Raw genomic sequence first — 15,339 nt, 5'->3', positions numbered from 1 at the left:
GCCTTATCGATCAGACTTGTAGCCAGAAGGTCACCGGCCCGTCGTTCACCAGTGCCACTTTCATATCCGCAGCGAAGCGCCCGGTTTCGGTCACAATGCCTTTCTCACGACACTGCCCGCAAAAATACTGATACAACCGGTCGGCTTCCTGTGGTTCAGCACCGCGTGAGAACCCCGGACGCATGCCTTTTTGTGTGTCAGCCGCCAGTGTGAACTGCGACACCACCAGCAGGCTACCGCCCGCCTGCTGTACGTTAAGATTCATTTTGTCATTTTCGTCACCGAAAATTCGGTACCCGATCACCCGTTCGCAAAGGCGTTTAGCTTTTTGTTCGTCATCGCCCTGTTCAACACCCAGTAAAACCAGTAATCCCGGCCCTATCTGGCCGCAAACGTCGCCATCGATAGTCACGCTGGCATTCAATACCCGCTGAATTAACGCAATCATACAAATCCTTCGAACTGATTATTCTTCTGCTTTGTATTGAGCAGACTGCAATTTTCTCACAGAACGGAACTCGCCAAGCGTGACGGTAATTTCTGCGCCAAGAAGCACGATACACCAGCTGACATAGACCCAGAGAAATAAAATGGGGATCACAGCCAGTACACCGTAAATCAACTGATACGATGGGAAAAGCTGAATATACAAGGTGAAGATTTTTTTACTCAGCTCAAATAAGGCACCGGAAACCAGGGCGCCTACCAGCGCATCCTTTGCCGGAACTCTCACCGTTGGCACGACCTGATATAAGAGCCAGAACGTCACCCAGGAAATCAGCAAAGGCAGGATCCGCAGCGCATGGTCGATGAGGGAATGCACGCCGCTGAGGTTAAGCCAGTTCAGGGAGAGTAAATAAGAGCTGACCGCCACGCTGGCCACCAGAAGAATGGGCCCGAGCGTTAATACCATCCAGTAGACCGCAAATGAGAACACAATCGGACGCTTGGTTTTGCTGTCCCAAATTTTATTCAGCACGCTGTCCACTGAAGCGATCAGCAGTAATGCGGTGACAATTAATCCGCAGGTACCCACCGCCGTCATTTTGCTGGAGTTGGCAACAAACTGTTCGAGATAACGCTGAATGGTATTGCCCGTGGCCGGCATGAAGTTAGAAAAAATGAAGGTTTTAAGCTGTGCACTGATATCCGAAAAGACCGGAAATAATGCAAACAGCGAAAACACCACGGCAATCAGCGGAACCAGAGAAAGCAAAGAAACATAGGCTAAATGGCCCGCCAGAAGCGTCAGGCCATCCTTATCTGAGCGCTTTAAGAGCAGGACTGTGAATTTCCATAATGATTTTGGGTAGTGGCTCAATGCCCTTTTGTGCATCCTTACATCCTTCAGGAAAAGTATTTCGGTACCGTCTGGTTATCTTCCACCCACACAGCTTCAATGCCTGCCGCGCGGGCAGCCTCGATGTTTTCGGCAACATCATCAAAGAACACGGCCTGATCGGCGGTGAATCCTTCTTTCTCCAGCACATGCTGGAAAATTTCCGGTTCAGGTTTGCGCATACCCAGATTTTGCGAAAGATACATCGCATCGGTATTGGCTTCGATTTCCGGATAGTGCTGCGGCCAGAAATCCAGGTGTAAGCGGTTAGTATTCGACAGCACGACAACGCGATGACCTTCTTCGCGCAGCTTTTGGAATAACGTGATGACTTCAGGACGTAAACCGACGAAAACGGCATGCCAGCCCGCACTGAACTGCTCAAAACTGAGCGCAATGCCCATTTCATTACACAGATCGGCGGCGAACTGCTCATCGCTGATTTCACCCCGCTCGTGCTGCTGGAACACCTCGCCCATGTTGAAACGCTCGGTCAGCGTAGCCAGTGGCGTTCCGCTGAGATGGCTCCACACGCCAAGGACACGTTTGAAATCAATATCAATAATGACGTTTCCCATATCAAAAATGTACAGCATTGCACGCTCCTGATTTCAAAGATGACTTTTAACTTTAGCGGTAAAACGTACACCTGAACAGTGACAGAGTTGCGCTGTTGAGCTCAGCGTTAGAAAAAAGACAAAAAAAAACAGGGTACCCAAAGGCACCCTGTTTCTGTGTAACGGCACGCGTTAAAGAAGATTAACCTTCTTTAGGACCACGCATTGCACGTTTACGATCGTTCTCGGTCAGGTGACGTTTACGAATACGTACAGACTGAGGAGTCACTTCTACCAGTTCGTCATCATCGATGAATTCCAGAGCTTGCTCCAGAGACATTTTGATAGCAGGAACCAGAGTCGTTGCTTCGTCAGTACCGGACGCACGCATGTTGGTCAGTTTCTTACCGGTCAGGCAGTTCACGGTCAGGTCGTTAGAACGTGAGTGAATACCGATGATCTGGCCTTCATACACTTCTGCGCCGTGGCCCAGGAACAATTTACCGCGGTCTTGCAGGCTGAACAGTGCAAACGCAACTGCTTTACCCTGACCGTTGGAGATCAGCACGCCGTTCTGACGCTGGCCGATTTCGCCCGGACGAACGTCATCGTAGTGGCTGAACGTGGAGTACAGCAGACCGGTACCAGAAGTCATGGTCATGAATTCTGTACGGAAGCCGATCAGGCCACGTGCAGGGATCAGGTAATCAAGACGGATACGACCTTTGCCGTCTGGGATCATGTCTTTGACATCGCCTTTACGCTCACCCATGGCCTGCATTACAGAACCCTGGTGTTGCTCTTCGATATCCAGTGTCACGTTCTCGAATGGCTCTTGCATGCGGCCATCGATTTTACGGTTGATTACTTTAGGGCGGGAAACCGCCAGCTCGAAACCTTCACGACGCATGTTTTCGATCAGAACCGACAGGTGAAGTTCACCACGGCCTGAAACGCGGAATGCATCAGCATCTTCAGTTTCTTCAACACGCAATGCAACGTTGTGCACCAGTTCTTTGTTCAGACGGTCAAGGATCTGACGTGAAGTCACATACTTACCTTCTTTACCACAGAACGGAGAGGTGTTTACGTTGAAGTACATGGTTACTGTTGGTTCATCAACGCTCAGCGCTGGCAGAGCTTCAACATTCGCCGGATCACAGATTGTGTCGGAGATGTTCAGTTCGCCCAGGCCGGTGATTGCGATGATGTCGCCCGCTTCAGCAACGGTGGCTTCGATACGCTCAAGACCCATGTGGGTCAGAACTTTACCGACTTTACCGTTACGGGTTTTGCCTTCGCTGTCGATGACAGTGATTTGCTGGTTAGGCTTAACGGTACCGCGTTTGATGCGGCCGATGCCGATGACGCCAACATAGTTGTTGTAGTCCAGCTGAGAGATTTGCATCTGGAAAGGTGCATCCATCTCAACTTGTGGCGGAGATACGTGGTCAACGATCGCCTGGTACAACGGGGTCATGTCTTCGGCCATATCGTTATGGTCGTTACCCGCGATACCCATCAATGCGGATGCATAGATGATTGGGAAATCGAGTTGTTCGTCGGTTGCGTCCAGGTTTACGAACAGGTCGAAGACCTGATCAACAACCCAGTCAGGACGCGCGCCAGGGCGGTCAACCTTGTTGATTACCACGATCGGTTTCAGACCATTAGCGAATGCTTTTTTGGTCACGAAACGGGTTTGCGGCATTGGGCCATCCATTGCATCCACAACCAGCAGCACCGAGTCGACCATTGACATCACACGCTCTACCTCACCGCCGAAGTCGGCGTGTCCTGGGGTATCCACGATGTTGATGCGGTAGTCTTTCCAATTAATGGCGGTGTTTTTTGCGAGGATGGTAATCCCACGCTCTTTCTCCAAATCGTTGGAGTCCATTACGCGTTCAGTGGCTTCTACACGCTCTCCGAAAGTACCGGATTGTTGCAGCAGCTTGTCGACCAGGGTGGTTTTACCATGGTCAACGTGGGCAATAATGGCGATGTTACGCAAATTTTCGATCACAGCTTTGCCTCAGGCATTAGAAATAGCGCGCTATTGTACACGTATTAAGCGAGGTTCTAAACAAGATCACAAGGATCTTGATGAAACAACTTATGGATGGTTACTTTGTGATCCCTTTCACGGTGCAAAAAGACCACTGAACCATTATGACGCACCGTTTTGGTGCTATGCATCTCAGAGTTAGCACCATTATAGTGCAGAAATTCCGTTATGGTGCATACTTATCGAGTGCAAGAGCCCTGTAAAATGGCGTTGTTTGCATTTTCTCAAAGTTGGCACACTTTTCGCTAATAGTTTTTAGGGTAAAAAAAAGTTTTTACAGGGTGACGCGTCTGACCAGTCAAATAATAGCGCTGTTCAGTCCACACGCCAGTTCAAGTAAAGCTGTTATTTCCAACTAAAGACCAAAAATGGTTATTCGTTCCACGACGATAATGAGAAATTCGGGAGAACTAGTATGTCCGCTGAACACGTTTTGACGATGCTGAATGAGCATGAAGTGAAATTCGTAGATTTACGTTTCACAGATACCAAAGGCAAAGAACAGCACGTCACCATTCCTGCACACCAGGTTAGCGCTGACTTCTTCGAAGAAGGCAAAATGTTTGATGGCTCTTCAATCGGTGGCTGGAAAGGCATTAACGAATCTGACATGGTTTTGATGCCAGATGCGAGCACTGCTGTTCTTGACCCGTTCTACGAAGAAACCACGCTGATCATTCGTTGCGACATCCTTGAGCCAACTACGCTGCAAGGTTATGACCGCGACCCACGTTCTACCGCGAAACGTGCAGAAGACTTCCTGCGCTCTTCCGGTATCGCGGACACCGTTCTGTTCGGGCCAGAGCCAGAATTCTTCCTGTTTGATGATGTGCGCTTCGGCAGCAGCATCTCCGGTTCTCACGTGGCTATCGATGATATCGAAGGCGCATGGAACTCCAGCACCAAATACGAAGGCGGCAACAAAGGCCACCGTCCTGCAGTTAAAGGCGGTTACTTCCCGGTTCCTCCGGTCGACTCCTCCCAGGATCTGCGTTCTACCATGTGTCTGACCATGGAAGAAATGGGTCTGGTTGTTGAAGCTCACCACCACGAAGTGGCAACCGCGGGTCAGAACGAAGTGGCAACCCGCTTCAATACCCTGACCAAAAAAGCTGACGAAATCCAAATCTACAAATACGTGGTTCACAACGTGGCTCACGCATTTGGCAAAACTGCGACCTTCATGCCAAAACCAATGTTTGGCGATAACGGTTCCGGTATGCACTGCCACATGTCTCTGTCCAAGAACGGTAACAACCTGTTCGCTGGCGACAAATACGGCGGCCTGTCTGAAATGGCACTGTTCTACATCGGCGGTATCATCAAGCACGCCAAAGCAATCAACGCCTACGCTAACCCGACTACCAACTCCTATAAGCGTCTGGTCCCGGGCTACGAAGCGCCAGTGATGCTGGCTTACTCTGCGCGTAACCGTTCTGCATCCATCCGTATTCCACACGTATCAACGCCTAAAGCGATGCGTATCGAAGCACGCTTCCCTGATCCAGCGGCTAACCCATACCTGGCGTTTGCTGCACTGATGATGGCTGGCCTGGACGGTATCATCAACAAGATCCACCCTGGCGATGCGATGGACAAAAACCTGTATGACCTGCCACCGGAAGAAGAAGCAGAAATTCCAAAAGTTGCAGGTTCACTGGAAGAAGCGCTGAACGCACTGAACGAAGACCGCGAGTTCCTGACCCGTGGCGGCGTGTTCACTGACGACGCTATCGATGCTTACATCGGTCTGCGTAAAGAAGAAATGGATCGCGTGCGTATGACTCCGCATCCGGTTGAGTTCGAGCTGTATTACAGCGTCTAAACACAGCGTTTAATTCTCGAATTAGCTGCTGAACTCAGCGCCCGTCCTCTGACCGGCGCTGAGAGAAATACCCGACTGGAGGCCTGGCAGTAAGAAAGCCTTCAGCGTCAAAATTAAGTAAGACGATTTTATTTGTTGCCGTGGAAACTTTCAGCCCATCTCCGGATGGGCTTTTTTCTCCACACTCTTTCCTGCTTAACCCCTCTGACCCGTGTTTTGGCCGGGTAGCGAGACAAATTGCACCCATCAGGTGCGGGAGACTGCGGTATGGCAACTGGCAAGCTGCCCGATGCTGGGCAGATCCTGAATTCTTTAATCAACAGCGTTCTGCTGTTGGACGACGATTTGGCTGTGCATTACGCCAACCCGGCGGCTCAGCAATTACTGGCGCAAAGTTCCCGCAAACTTTTTGGCACCCCGTTGCCAGAGCTGGTGGGATATTTTTCGCTGAACATCGAGTTAATGCGTGAAAGTCTGACGGCCGGACAGGGCTTTACAGACAGCGAAGTGACTTTAGTCGTCGATGGCCGCGCACATGTGTTGTCACTGACCGCACAGATGCTGCCGGAAGGTTTTATTCTGCTCGAACTGGCGCCGATGGATAATCAGCGACGTTTGAGTCAGGAACAATTGCAGCATGCTCAACAGGTTGCAGCCCGCGATTTGATCCGCGGCCTCGCGCATGAAATTAAAAATCCGCTTGGCGGTTTGCGTGGTGCGGCACAGTTGTTATCCAGAGCGCTGCCCGATCCGGCTTTGCTTGAGTACACCAAAGTCATTATTGAGCAGGCCGACCGTCTGCGTAATCTGGTCGACAGATTGCTGGGTCCGCAACGTCCGAGCCAGCATGTGACACAAAGTATTCATCAGGTTGCGGAGCGCGTTTGTCAGCTGGTGTCGATGGAAAAACCCGATAACGTTCAGCTGGTACGGGACTATGATCCGAGCCTGCCGGAACTGGCACACGACCCCGATCAGATAGAACAGATTTTACTGAATATCACCCGCAATGCCTTGCAGGCGCTGGGGGAGGAAGGCGGCACAATAACACTGCGTACGCGGACTGCTTTCCAGATTACGTTACACGGCGTGCGTTATCGTCTGGCGGCACGCATCGATATTGAAGATGACGGCCCCGGCGTACCGGCACATTTGCAGGACACTCTTTTTTACCCCATGGTCAGTGGCCGCGAAGGGGGCACCGGACTGGGCCTCTCTATCGCACGCAGTTTGATTGACCAGCATTCGGGTAAAGTTGAATTTAACAGTTGGCCAGGACATACCGAATTCTCGGTTTTCCTGCCTATTCGCCAGTGAGGTTCTTATGCAACGAGGGATAGTCTGGATCGTCGATGACGATAGCTCCATCCGCTGGGTACTTGAACGTGCGCTCACTGGAGCCGGTTTGACCTGCACCACGTTTGACAGCGGCAATGAAGTGCTTGATGCCATTGCGACTCAAACCCCTGACGTTTTGTTATCAGATATCCGTATGCCGGGGATGGACGGTTTAGCGCTGTTAAAGCAAATTAAACAGCGCCATCCGATGCTTCCGGTCATCATAATGACAGCGCACTCCGATCTGGATGCGGCGGTCAGCGCCTATCAGCAAGGCGCATTTGATTATCTGCCAAAACCTTTCGACATTGACGAAGCAGTGGCGCTGGTTGAACGCGCTATCAGCCATTATCAGGAGCAACAGCAACCGGCTCGCAGCCAGCCTGCAAGTGGCCCGACGGCGGATATTATCGGTGAAGCGCCAGCCATGCAGGACGTCTTTCGCATCATCGGCCGTTTGTCCCGCTCTTCAATCAGCGTGCTGATTAACGGGGAATCCGGTACCGGTAAAGAGCTGGTGGCTCATGCTTTACACCGTCACAGCCCGCGCGCCAAAGCGCCTTTTATCGCACTGAACATGGCGGCAATCCCGAAAGACCTGATCGAATCCGAACTATTCGGCCACGAGAAAGGGGCGTTTACTGGCGCTAACACCATCCGTCAGGGACGTTTTGAGCAGGCCGACAACGGCACGCTGTTCCTTGATGAAATCGGTGATATGCCCCTCGATGTGCAAACCCGTCTTCTGCGCGTGCTGGCAGATGGTCAGTTCTATCGTGTGGGCGGTTATGCACCGGTGAAAGTGGATGTGCGTATTATCGCTGCGACTCACCAGAATCTGGAATTACGGGTTCAGGAAGGGAAATTCCGCGAGGATTTATTCCACCGCCTGAATGTTATCCGTGTTCATCTGCCACCGCTGCGCGAACGTCGCGAAGATATTCCGCGTCTGGCACGTTATTTCCTGCAAGTGGCAGCGAAAGAATTGGGCGTGGAAGCGAAAAACCTGCATCCGGAAACAGAGACCGCGCTGACGCGTCTGCCGTGGCAGGGCAACGTGCGCCAGCTGGAAAATACCTGTCGCTGGTTAACGGTGATGGCTGCGGGTCAGGAAGTCCTGATTCAGGATTTACCGAGCGAACTGTTTGAAACGTCTGCCCCGGAAACCGGTGGTCAGAGCTTACCGGACAGCTGGGCAACACTGCTGGCACAATGGGCCGATCGCGCCCTGCGTTCCGGTCATCAAAACCTGTTGTCAGAAGCGCAGCCTGAAATGGAGCGCACTTTGCTGACCACGGCATTGCGTCACACGCAGGGACATAAACAGGAAGCCGCACGCTTACTGGGCTGGGGACGCAATACGCTGACCCGCAAGCTGAAAGAACTGGGTATGGAATAACCGGGCCTGAAATAAAAGCCCTGTGCCAGAAAGCAAAACAGCCGCTTATGCGGCTGTTTTTGTTGATAGCAAAGAAATCAGATCACGCGGGAGAATTGCTGCTGACGTACCTGACGGCGCAGATAAATATCAAAGCACATGCAGATGTTGCGGATAAGCAAACGCCCGCGTGGCGTTACCTGAATATGCGTCTCGCTCACCTCAACCAGCCCGTCTTCAACCAGCGGTTTCAGCAGCGCCAGATCATCGGAAAAATAGTCTGTAAAGCGGATGCCATAGCGCTCTTCCATATCCGCAAAGCTCAGCTCGAAATGGCAGATCAGCGATTTAATGACATCGCGACGCAGGCAATCATCATCCGTCATTTCCAGACCACGCCATAACGCATTCCCCTGCTGTTCTACTCTGGCGTAATACGTTTTGAGGTCTTTCTCGTTCTGCGCGTAAGTATCGCCCAGCATGCTGATGGCTGACACGCCCATTCCCAGTAAATCACTGTCGCCCTGCGTGGTATATCCCTGGAAATTACGGTGCAGCTTGCCTTCACGTTGGGCAATCGCCAGTTCGTCATCAGGACGCGCAAAGTGATCCATGCCGATAAAGCGGTAACCGGAGGCGGTCAGCGAGGCAATGGTTTCCTGCAGAATTTTCAATTTCTCTTCTGCGCCCGGCAAATCAGCGTCTTTTATTTTACGCTGAGCGGCAAACAGTTTTGGCATGTGGGCGTAATTGAACACGCTCAGGCGATCCGGGTTCAGCTCTGCCACGCGTTGCAGCGTATACGCAAAACTTTCCGCCGTTTGCTTCGGCAGGCCGTAAATCAGGTCGATGTTGGTGGAATTGAAACCCAGCGCTCTGGCGCGTTCAATCAGCGCAAAGATGAAATCTTCATCCTGCTCGCGATTCACCAGACGCTGCACTTCTTTATTGAAATCCTGCACGCCCATGCTCAGCCGATTAAAGCCTTCGCTGCGCAGATGGTCGAGCACATTCAGCTCGATTTCGCGGGGATCCACTTCCAGTGATATTTCTGCATCGGGGAGAATATCAAAGTGTGCCCGCAGAAGGCCCATCAGACGGCTTATCTGCGCTTTATCGAGGTAAGTCGGAGTACCACCGCCCCAATGCAACTGACTGACCTGACGGCCCTTAAAGAGCGGCGCACGGTGACTTATCTCTTTCTCAAGTACGTCGAGATATTCTTCGGCTTTATGCTGCTGACGGGTTACCAGTTTATTGCAGCCGCAGAAATAGCAGAGCTTATGGCAGAAAGGGATATGCACATACAGAGAAAGGGAGCGCTCAGGGTAACGGACAGCCGCTTGATTAAAAGCCGCATCGTCGTAGCTTTCGCTGAATTCGAGTGCTGTTGGATAGGATGTGTATCGCGGACCTGAATAGTTGTACTTCTGGATCAGCGCTAAATCCCAGACGGTTGTCTGTTCTGACATGGGTGACTTACTCCTTCCGGCGTCGGATGCTGCCGGTTTCCCTTACAGGCAGGCTTTTGGCCTGCCTTACAAAGGTCGCTCTGCGCAAACGTGCTTTGGTTTTCGATAACCGTCGTAGTTTACCGAATAACCAAAGGAGATAACATGCAAAGAGTAAGGCTATTGCCGGAATGACCCAGCGCATCGCTTAGAAACCTTCTTTTGGATTCCCGCGTTTGAGCAACTGCATCATATCTTCGTTCTTCTCTTCTTCTTCGTCATCTTCATCGTCGCCGAGTTCGATACCGAGAATTTCCATCAGAACATCAATACGATCCAGAGTCTGGTCAACATAAGCCTGATCTTCTGCACTCAGCGCTTTGCCGTCGTCGATAAGATCAAGCAATGAATCCAGACGCTCATCGTTTTCCAGTAATGTCAGTTCTTCCTGCGGAGACATTTTTGGTTTTGCCTCTGGCTTCGGCTGAGCGGCTTTCTTCGCTTTCGCTGCATTGTTGGTGACGGTTTCCACGATCAATGGCACCGCTTTTTTACTGCCGATACGCGGATCGGTCTTTTTAGCGCCTGCGCCGCTTTGATTCTGGGCAGCGTCCGGATTTGCGCGTGAGCCTGCTTTATGGCCACGACGCTTATTGTCACGCTTGCGTTCGCGCGCTTCGATATCAAGCTCTACACGACTTTTCTTCTTCGTTTTAGCTGTCGCGGTATTGGCGCGCGGGGCTTTCGCTGGCTGTTTCATGGCATCTGCTCTTAGGTGTGTACATTTAGTATAGATTTGCGGCGGAATCTAGCAGAAAGCGGACAAAGAAAAAAGGCAGCAAGTTAACCTTGCTGCCTTTTTCTTTCCTTCAGAAGAAGGATATTCCTCAAACACTTTCCCTGTATAGCGTCAACGTCCCGGTTTTTCCTTTGCCTTTCAGAGCCTCCGGCTCCGTTTGTCCTTAAATCGCGATGCATTTCCCGTGATCCCTGAATGCAATATTCGTCCTTGTTTCCGTTCTCGCCTTCACCGCGTAAGAAATACTTTACCCGACTGGCACAAAGGCTCAAGATACCCGCCAGCCGTCTTGTCGGTTTCATAACGATATAAATTTTATCTTATTGAAATTGCACAATATTAAAAATTTCGGCGACAAAACAAGCGAAATAACCCGCATCATGAATAGCAAATGTCTTACATCATGAAGGCAATTTCCCCCGCCTTCATCTCTGTGGTCCCTTCGCCTCATCATTCGGATTTTAAAAACACGAACGCATCTCGGCTCTGTTGCAGTTATAATCGCCAGCCAGATACTCATGCCTCACGGAGACGCACGCTTTGACCAGCCAAACTTACAACTATCATATGACCCATTTCGTCATGAGCGCCCCGGATATCCGGCATTTGCCATCTGACGCAGGCATTGAAGTCGCATTTGCTGGTCGTTCAAACGCCGGCAAATCCAGCGCACTGAATACTCTGACGCAGCAGAAAAGCCTCGCACGTACCAGTAAAACGCCTGGCCGTACTCAGCTCATCAACCTGTTTGAAGTGAAGCCGGGCATCCGTCTGGTCGACTTGCCGGGTTATGGTTACGCGGAAGTACCGGAAGAAATGAAGCGTAAATGGCAGCGCGCGCTGGGCGAATATCTGCAAATGCGCAACTCGCTGAAAGGTCTGGTGGTGTTGATGGATATCCGTCATCCGCTGAAAGATCTCGATCAGCAGATGATTCAATGGGCTGTCGATGTGGGTACGCCGGTGATGTTGCTGCTGACGAAAGCCGACAAACTGGCATCCGGCGCGCGTCAGGCGCAGATCAAAATGGTCCGCGAAGCCGTGAAAGAATTCATGGGCGATATTCAGGTGGAAGCCTTCTCTTCCCCGAAGAAAATGGGCGTCGATAAACTGAGTGACAAACTGAACACCTGGTTCAGCGAAATCCCACCCGAAGTGCTGGAAGAAGAGCTTTTTGACGAAGGCGAGTAAATCTCGGCTTAAACGAAGAAGTCTGTAAGTAAAGAACATATCAGGGTAGCCAACAGGCTGCCCTTTTTTATGGGCCGGATTTTTATCACTGGTAGTCAGAAGATAGGCGTAACCCTGTGAAAAATCCAATAAAAAACGCCCCAGACATAAATGCCTGGGGCGGCTAAAATATTCAGCCAAATCCGATTACGTGAAGTAAAAGGTCTGAAAGATAGAACATCTTACCTCTGTACCCTACGAGAGAAACTTTACCCTATTTCATGACGGGGAAAAAGAACTTTTTGTAGTTTACTTACACAAAAATCGTGGATTATGCGATCACCTTCATGGTCTGAGCACATAATCCTGTAGCTTAATTACAAAAAAAGCTTAATTACTATCCACTTAGTGAGCCTGATCCCAGTTCTCGCCAGTACCGACATCCACTTTCAACGGAACCGCCAGTGTCATACTGGCTTCCATCAGGTTGCGAATTTTTTCACTCGCTGCAGCAACATCATCTTTATGCACTTCAAACACCAGTTCATCGTGTACCTGCATGATAATGCGGGCACGCGGAGCATCTGACTGTTTCAGCCAGGCATCGACGCTGATCATGGCGCGTTTGATAATGTCAGCCGCAGTACCCTGCATCGGGGCGTTGATCGCGGCACGCTCGGCACCTTTACGGCGCATCGCGTTGCTGGATTTGATGTCCGGCAGATACAGACGGCGACCATCGAGCGTTTCAACGTAACCCTGCTCAGAAGCCTGAGTGCGGGTACGCTCCATATATTCCAGCACGCCCGGATAACGCTCGAAGTACAAATCCATATAACGCTGGGATTCTTTGCGTGGAATATTGAGCTGACGCGATAAGCCAAAGGCGCTCATGCCGTAAATCAGACCAAAGTTAATCGCTTTAGCGCTGCGACGCTGTTCACCAGATACTTTCTCCAGCGGTGTGCCGAAAACTTCTGCGGCGGTCGCGCGGTGAATATCCTGGCCTTCAGCAAAAGCTTTCAGCAAGCCTTCATCTTTCGATAAATGTGCCATGATGCGCAGTTCAATCTGCGAATAGTCGGCCGCCAGAATGATGTAGTCTTTTGGCGCAATAAACGCCTGACGGATACGGCGCCCTTCATCATTACGCACCGGAATGTTTTGCAGGTTGGGATCGCTGGAAGACAGACGCCCCGTCGCGGTCACGGCCTGATGGTAGGACGTATGAACGCGGCCAGACTGCGGGTTGATCATCAATGGCAGTTTATCGGTGTAAGTCGATTTCAGTTTTGCCAGACCACGATATTCCAGAATCACTTTCGGCAACGGATAATCCAGCGCCAGTTCAGCCAGAACTTCTTCGTTAGTTGATGGCGCACCACCCGGAGTTTTCTTCAGGATTGGCAGTTTTTGTTTTTCATACAAAATAGCCTGCAACTGTTTGGTCGAAGAGAGGTTGAAAGGCTCTTCAGCCAGTTCATGCGCTTTGTTTTCCAGCTCATTCAGTCGAATTGCCAGCTCTTTCGAGTGAGCTGCGAGGATGTTCTGATCAATCAGAACCCCGGTACGCTCGATATGAGAAAGAACAGGAACTAGCGGCATTTCAATATCCGTGAACACTTTGGTCAGGGATTCGCTTTCCTGAATGCGTGGCCAGAGTGCCTGATGCAATTGCAATGTAACATCGGCATCTTCTGCCGCGTAAGGCGCTGCCTGCTCAAGGGCTATCTGGTTGAAGGTTAGCTGGTTCTTACCTTTACCCGCAATTTCTTCAAAGCCCACGGTTTTATGGCCGAGATAACGGTCTGCCAAACTGTCCATGTCATGGCGGCCAGATACGCTATCGAGCACGTAAGATTCAAGCATGGTGTCGAAGGCGATACCTTTCATTTCGATGTCATAACGCAGTAAAACACCGCGGTCGAATTTGAGGTTCTGCCCGACTTTCAGCTGCTTTTCATCTTCGAGTAACGGCTTGAGTTGTTTCAGCACATCATCGCGGTCCAGCTGCGCCGGTGCATCCAGATAGTCATGTGCCACAGGAAGATAAGCCGCTTTACCCGCTTCTGTGGCGAAAGATAAGCCGATCAGATTGGCAGTCAGGGTATCCAGACCATCCGTTTCGGTATCGAAAGCGAAAACATTGGATGCTTTCAGATAACCGATCCACTCATCAAGAGTCGCCTGATCCAGAATGGTGACATATCCCTCCTGCGAGAGCTGGTTTGGTTCAACAGCGGATACTGACGTCGTTTCTTCTGCCGGAGCACCTTTCTTCGCTGCTGCCGACGCTTTACCTGCCGATTTTTTGGCGCTCAGCCAGGTGCCGGATTCAACATCTGCCAGCCAGCGCTTGAATTCATAGCGGCCAAATAACTTGTGAAGTTCATCGGCATCGGGTTCTGAAACCGTCAGCTCAGCACAAGTGAGATCCAGCTTAACGTCAGTTTTAATGGTCGCCAGCTGATAAGAGAGGTAGGCAACTTCTTTATTATCTGCCAGTTTTGCCGCCATGGTTTTTGAACCACGGAAACTGAGTGTCGATACTTTATCCAGATCGGCATATAACGCATCAAGGCCACCAATGCCTTGTAACAGTGCCTGTGCCGTTTTCTCACCAACGCCCGGTACGCCCGGAATGTTGTCCGAGGAGTCACCCATCAGGGCGAGGAAATCGATGATCAGTTCAGGCGGCACACCGTATTTCTCGACAACTTCATCTGGCCCCAGAATCGCATTGTTCATGGTGTTGATCAAAGTGACACCCGGCGTCACCAGCTGAGCCATATCTTTATCGCCGGTGCTGATCAGAACCGCATGACCAGCCTGTTCTGCTTCGAGTGCTAACGTACCGATCACGTCGTCCGCCTCTACGCCGGAAACCACCAGTAATGGCAACCCCATCGCTTTCACCATTTGATGAAGCGGCTCAATTTGAGAACGCAGATCATCCGGCATCGGAGGACGATGGGATTTATATTGTTCGAAAAGCTCATCACGGAAGGTTTTGCCTTTCGCGTCAAAAACCACCGCAACATGGCTTGGTGTGTATTGCAGCAAAAGACTGCGCAACATATTCAGCACACCGTACATCGCGCCGGTCGGTTCACCCGCAGAGTTGGTCAGCGGAGGGAACGCATGATAAGCGCGATAAAGGTAGGACGAACCGTCCACCAGGATTAATGGGTTTTCTGCTATCTGGGCCATAACTCTTCTTTATTCGTGATCAGACATGCTCTAAGGATGCCATAGCCAGCAGGAAAGACGAACCTTGAGAAGGAAATTCATTACGAAGTTGCGGGGGATCTCGAAGGATCATCCTGTGGATAACTTTGTGAATAGTTTTAACAGGAAATTAATTCGGAGGGTTAATCCGAAAACATATCAGGATTTTAGCTACGTGTTTCATCA

General features: G+C 50.9%; 12 protein-coding genes. 4 read left to right on the top strand and 8 right to left on the bottom strand.

The window, feature by feature from the left end:
- Nucleotides 1-10: 10 nt before the first annotated feature.
- The 4 genes from dtd to typA all read right to left on the bottom strand — a co-directional run bounded on the left by dtd (nucleotide 11) and on the right by typA (nucleotide 3,922).
- Nucleotides 11-448, bottom strand: a complete 438-nt coding sequence (gene dtd / locus CKQ54_RS03615) for a D-aminoacyl-tRNA deacylase (protein WP_112289293.1) — start codon at nucleotides 446-448, stop codon at nucleotides 11-13.
- An 18-nt stretch (nucleotides 449-466) separates the two neighbouring features.
- Nucleotides 467-1,336, bottom strand: a complete 870-nt coding sequence (locus CKQ54_RS03610) for a virulence factor BrkB family protein (protein WP_112289292.1) — start codon at nucleotides 1,334-1,336, stop codon at nucleotides 467-469.
- 11 nt (nucleotides 1,337-1,347) lie between these two features.
- A complete protein-coding gene (yihX, locus tag CKQ54_RS03605) occupies nucleotides 1,348-1,935 on the bottom strand; it encodes a glucose-1-phosphatase (protein WP_120163680.1) in 588 nt (195 codons plus the stop codon).
- A 163-nt stretch (nucleotides 1,936-2,098) separates the two neighbouring features.
- Nucleotides 2,099-3,922 carry a ribosome-dependent GTPase TypA gene (typA, locus tag CKQ54_RS03600; protein ID WP_112289290.1) on the bottom strand — a complete coding sequence of 608 codons (1,824 nt, stop codon included), beginning with the start codon at nucleotides 3,920-3,922 and terminating at the stop codon, nucleotides 2,099-2,101.
- Between the two features lie 457 nt (nucleotides 3,923-4,379).
- Here typA and glnA point away from each other — a divergent pair, with 457 nt between their 5' ends.
- The 3 genes from glnA (at nucleotide 4,380) to glnG (ending at nucleotide 8,526) form a co-directional block, all read left to right on the top strand.
- The gene (gene glnA, locus CKQ54_RS03595; RefSeq protein ID WP_013577652.1) at nucleotides 4,380-5,789 is read left to right on the top strand and encodes a glutamate--ammonia ligase; all 1,410 of its coding nucleotides are present in this window, start codon (nucleotides 4,380-4,382) and stop codon (nucleotides 5,787-5,789) included.
- Between the two features lie 267 nt (nucleotides 5,790-6,056).
- Nucleotides 6,057-7,106: a nitrogen regulation protein NR(II) gene (gene glnL / locus CKQ54_RS03590; protein ID WP_120163679.1), complete on the top strand. Its 1,050-nt coding sequence runs from the start codon at nucleotides 6,057-6,059 to the stop codon at nucleotides 7,104-7,106.
- Nucleotides 7,107-7,113: 7 nt separating this feature from the next.
- Complete coding sequence (gene glnG, locus CKQ54_RS03585) at nucleotides 7,114-8,526, top strand: nitrogen regulation protein NR(I) (protein ID WP_095924078.1); 1,413 nt, start codon at nucleotides 7,114-7,116, stop codon at nucleotides 8,524-8,526.
- Nucleotides 8,527-8,603: 77 nt separating this feature from the next.
- Here the strand turns inward: glnG and hemN are convergent, their stop codons facing one another.
- Entirely contained in the window at nucleotides 8,604-9,977 is a 1,374-nt protein-coding gene (gene hemN / locus CKQ54_RS03580; RefSeq protein ID WP_120163678.1) for an oxygen-independent coproporphyrinogen III oxidase, read from the bottom strand.
- Between the two features lie 187 nt (nucleotides 9,978-10,164).
- Complete coding sequence (gene yihI / locus CKQ54_RS03570) at nucleotides 10,165-10,716, bottom strand: Der GTPase-activating protein YihI (RefSeq protein ID WP_112289286.1); 552 nt, start codon at nucleotides 10,714-10,716, stop codon at nucleotides 10,165-10,167.
- A gap of 579 nt (nucleotides 10,717-11,295) precedes the next feature.
- On the opposite strand from yihI, the gene yihA reads away from it, so the two are divergent.
- A complete protein-coding gene (gene yihA, locus CKQ54_RS03565) occupies nucleotides 11,296-11,946 on the top strand; it encodes a ribosome biogenesis GTP-binding protein YihA/YsxC (RefSeq protein ID WP_112289285.1) in 651 nt (216 codons plus the stop codon).
- A 172-nt stretch (nucleotides 11,947-12,118) separates the two neighbouring features.
- Here yihA and spfP read toward each other — a convergent pair whose 3' ends face one another.
- Together spfP and polA are read right to left on the bottom strand one after the other, a co-directional pair.
- Nucleotides 12,119-12,166 (bottom strand): small protein SpfP, encoded by a 48-nt coding sequence (gene spfP, locus CKQ54_RS26160; protein ID WP_071892919.1) that lies wholly within the window; start codon nucleotides 12,164-12,166, stop codon nucleotides 12,119-12,121.
- A gap of 164 nt (nucleotides 12,167-12,330) precedes the next feature.
- Nucleotides 12,331-15,135, bottom strand: a complete 2,805-nt coding sequence (polA, locus tag CKQ54_RS03560; protein ID WP_120163677.1) for a DNA polymerase I — start codon at nucleotides 15,133-15,135, stop codon at nucleotides 12,331-12,333.
- Nucleotides 15,136-15,339 lie beyond the last annotated feature (204 nt).

The organism is Rahnella variigena, assembly GCF_003610915.1.
Lineage (GTDB): Bacteria > Pseudomonadota > Gammaproteobacteria > Enterobacterales > Enterobacteriaceae > Rahnella > Rahnella variigena.
This window is presented reverse-complemented; position numbering and strand designations above follow the sequence as displayed.

Excerpts from the sequence above, each read along its gene's own strand:
- dtd (WP_112289293.1), bottom strand. The coding sequence starts at position 448 with ATGATTGCGTTAATTCAGCGGGTATTGAATGCCAGCGTGACTATCGAT.
- CKQ54_RS03610 (WP_112289292.1), bottom strand. The coding sequence starts at position 1,336 with ATGCACAAAAGGGCATTGAGCCACTACCCAAAATCATTATGGAAATTC.
- yihX (WP_120163680.1), bottom strand. The coding sequence starts at position 1,935 with ATGCTGTACATTTTTGATATGGGAAACGTCATTATTGATATTGATTTC.
- glnA (WP_013577652.1), top strand. The coding sequence starts at position 4,380 with ATGTCCGCTGAACACGTTTTGACGATGCTGAATGAGCATGAAGTGAAA.
- glnL (WP_120163679.1), top strand. The coding sequence starts at position 6,057 with ATGGCAACTGGCAAGCTGCCCGATGCTGGGCAGATCCTGAATTCTTTA.
- glnG (WP_095924078.1), top strand. The coding sequence starts at position 7,114 with ATGCAACGAGGGATAGTCTGGATCGTCGATGACGATAGCTCCATCCGC.
- hemN (WP_120163678.1), bottom strand. The coding sequence starts at position 9,977 with ATGTCAGAACAGACAACCGTCTGGGATTTAGCGCTGATCCAGAAGTAC.
- yihI (WP_112289286.1), bottom strand. The coding sequence starts at position 10,716 with ATGAAACAGCCAGCGAAAGCCCCGCGCGCCAATACCGCGACAGCTAAA.
- polA (WP_120163677.1), bottom strand. The coding sequence starts at position 15,135 with ATGGCCCAGATAGCAGAAAACCCATTAATCCTGGTGGACGGTTCGTCC.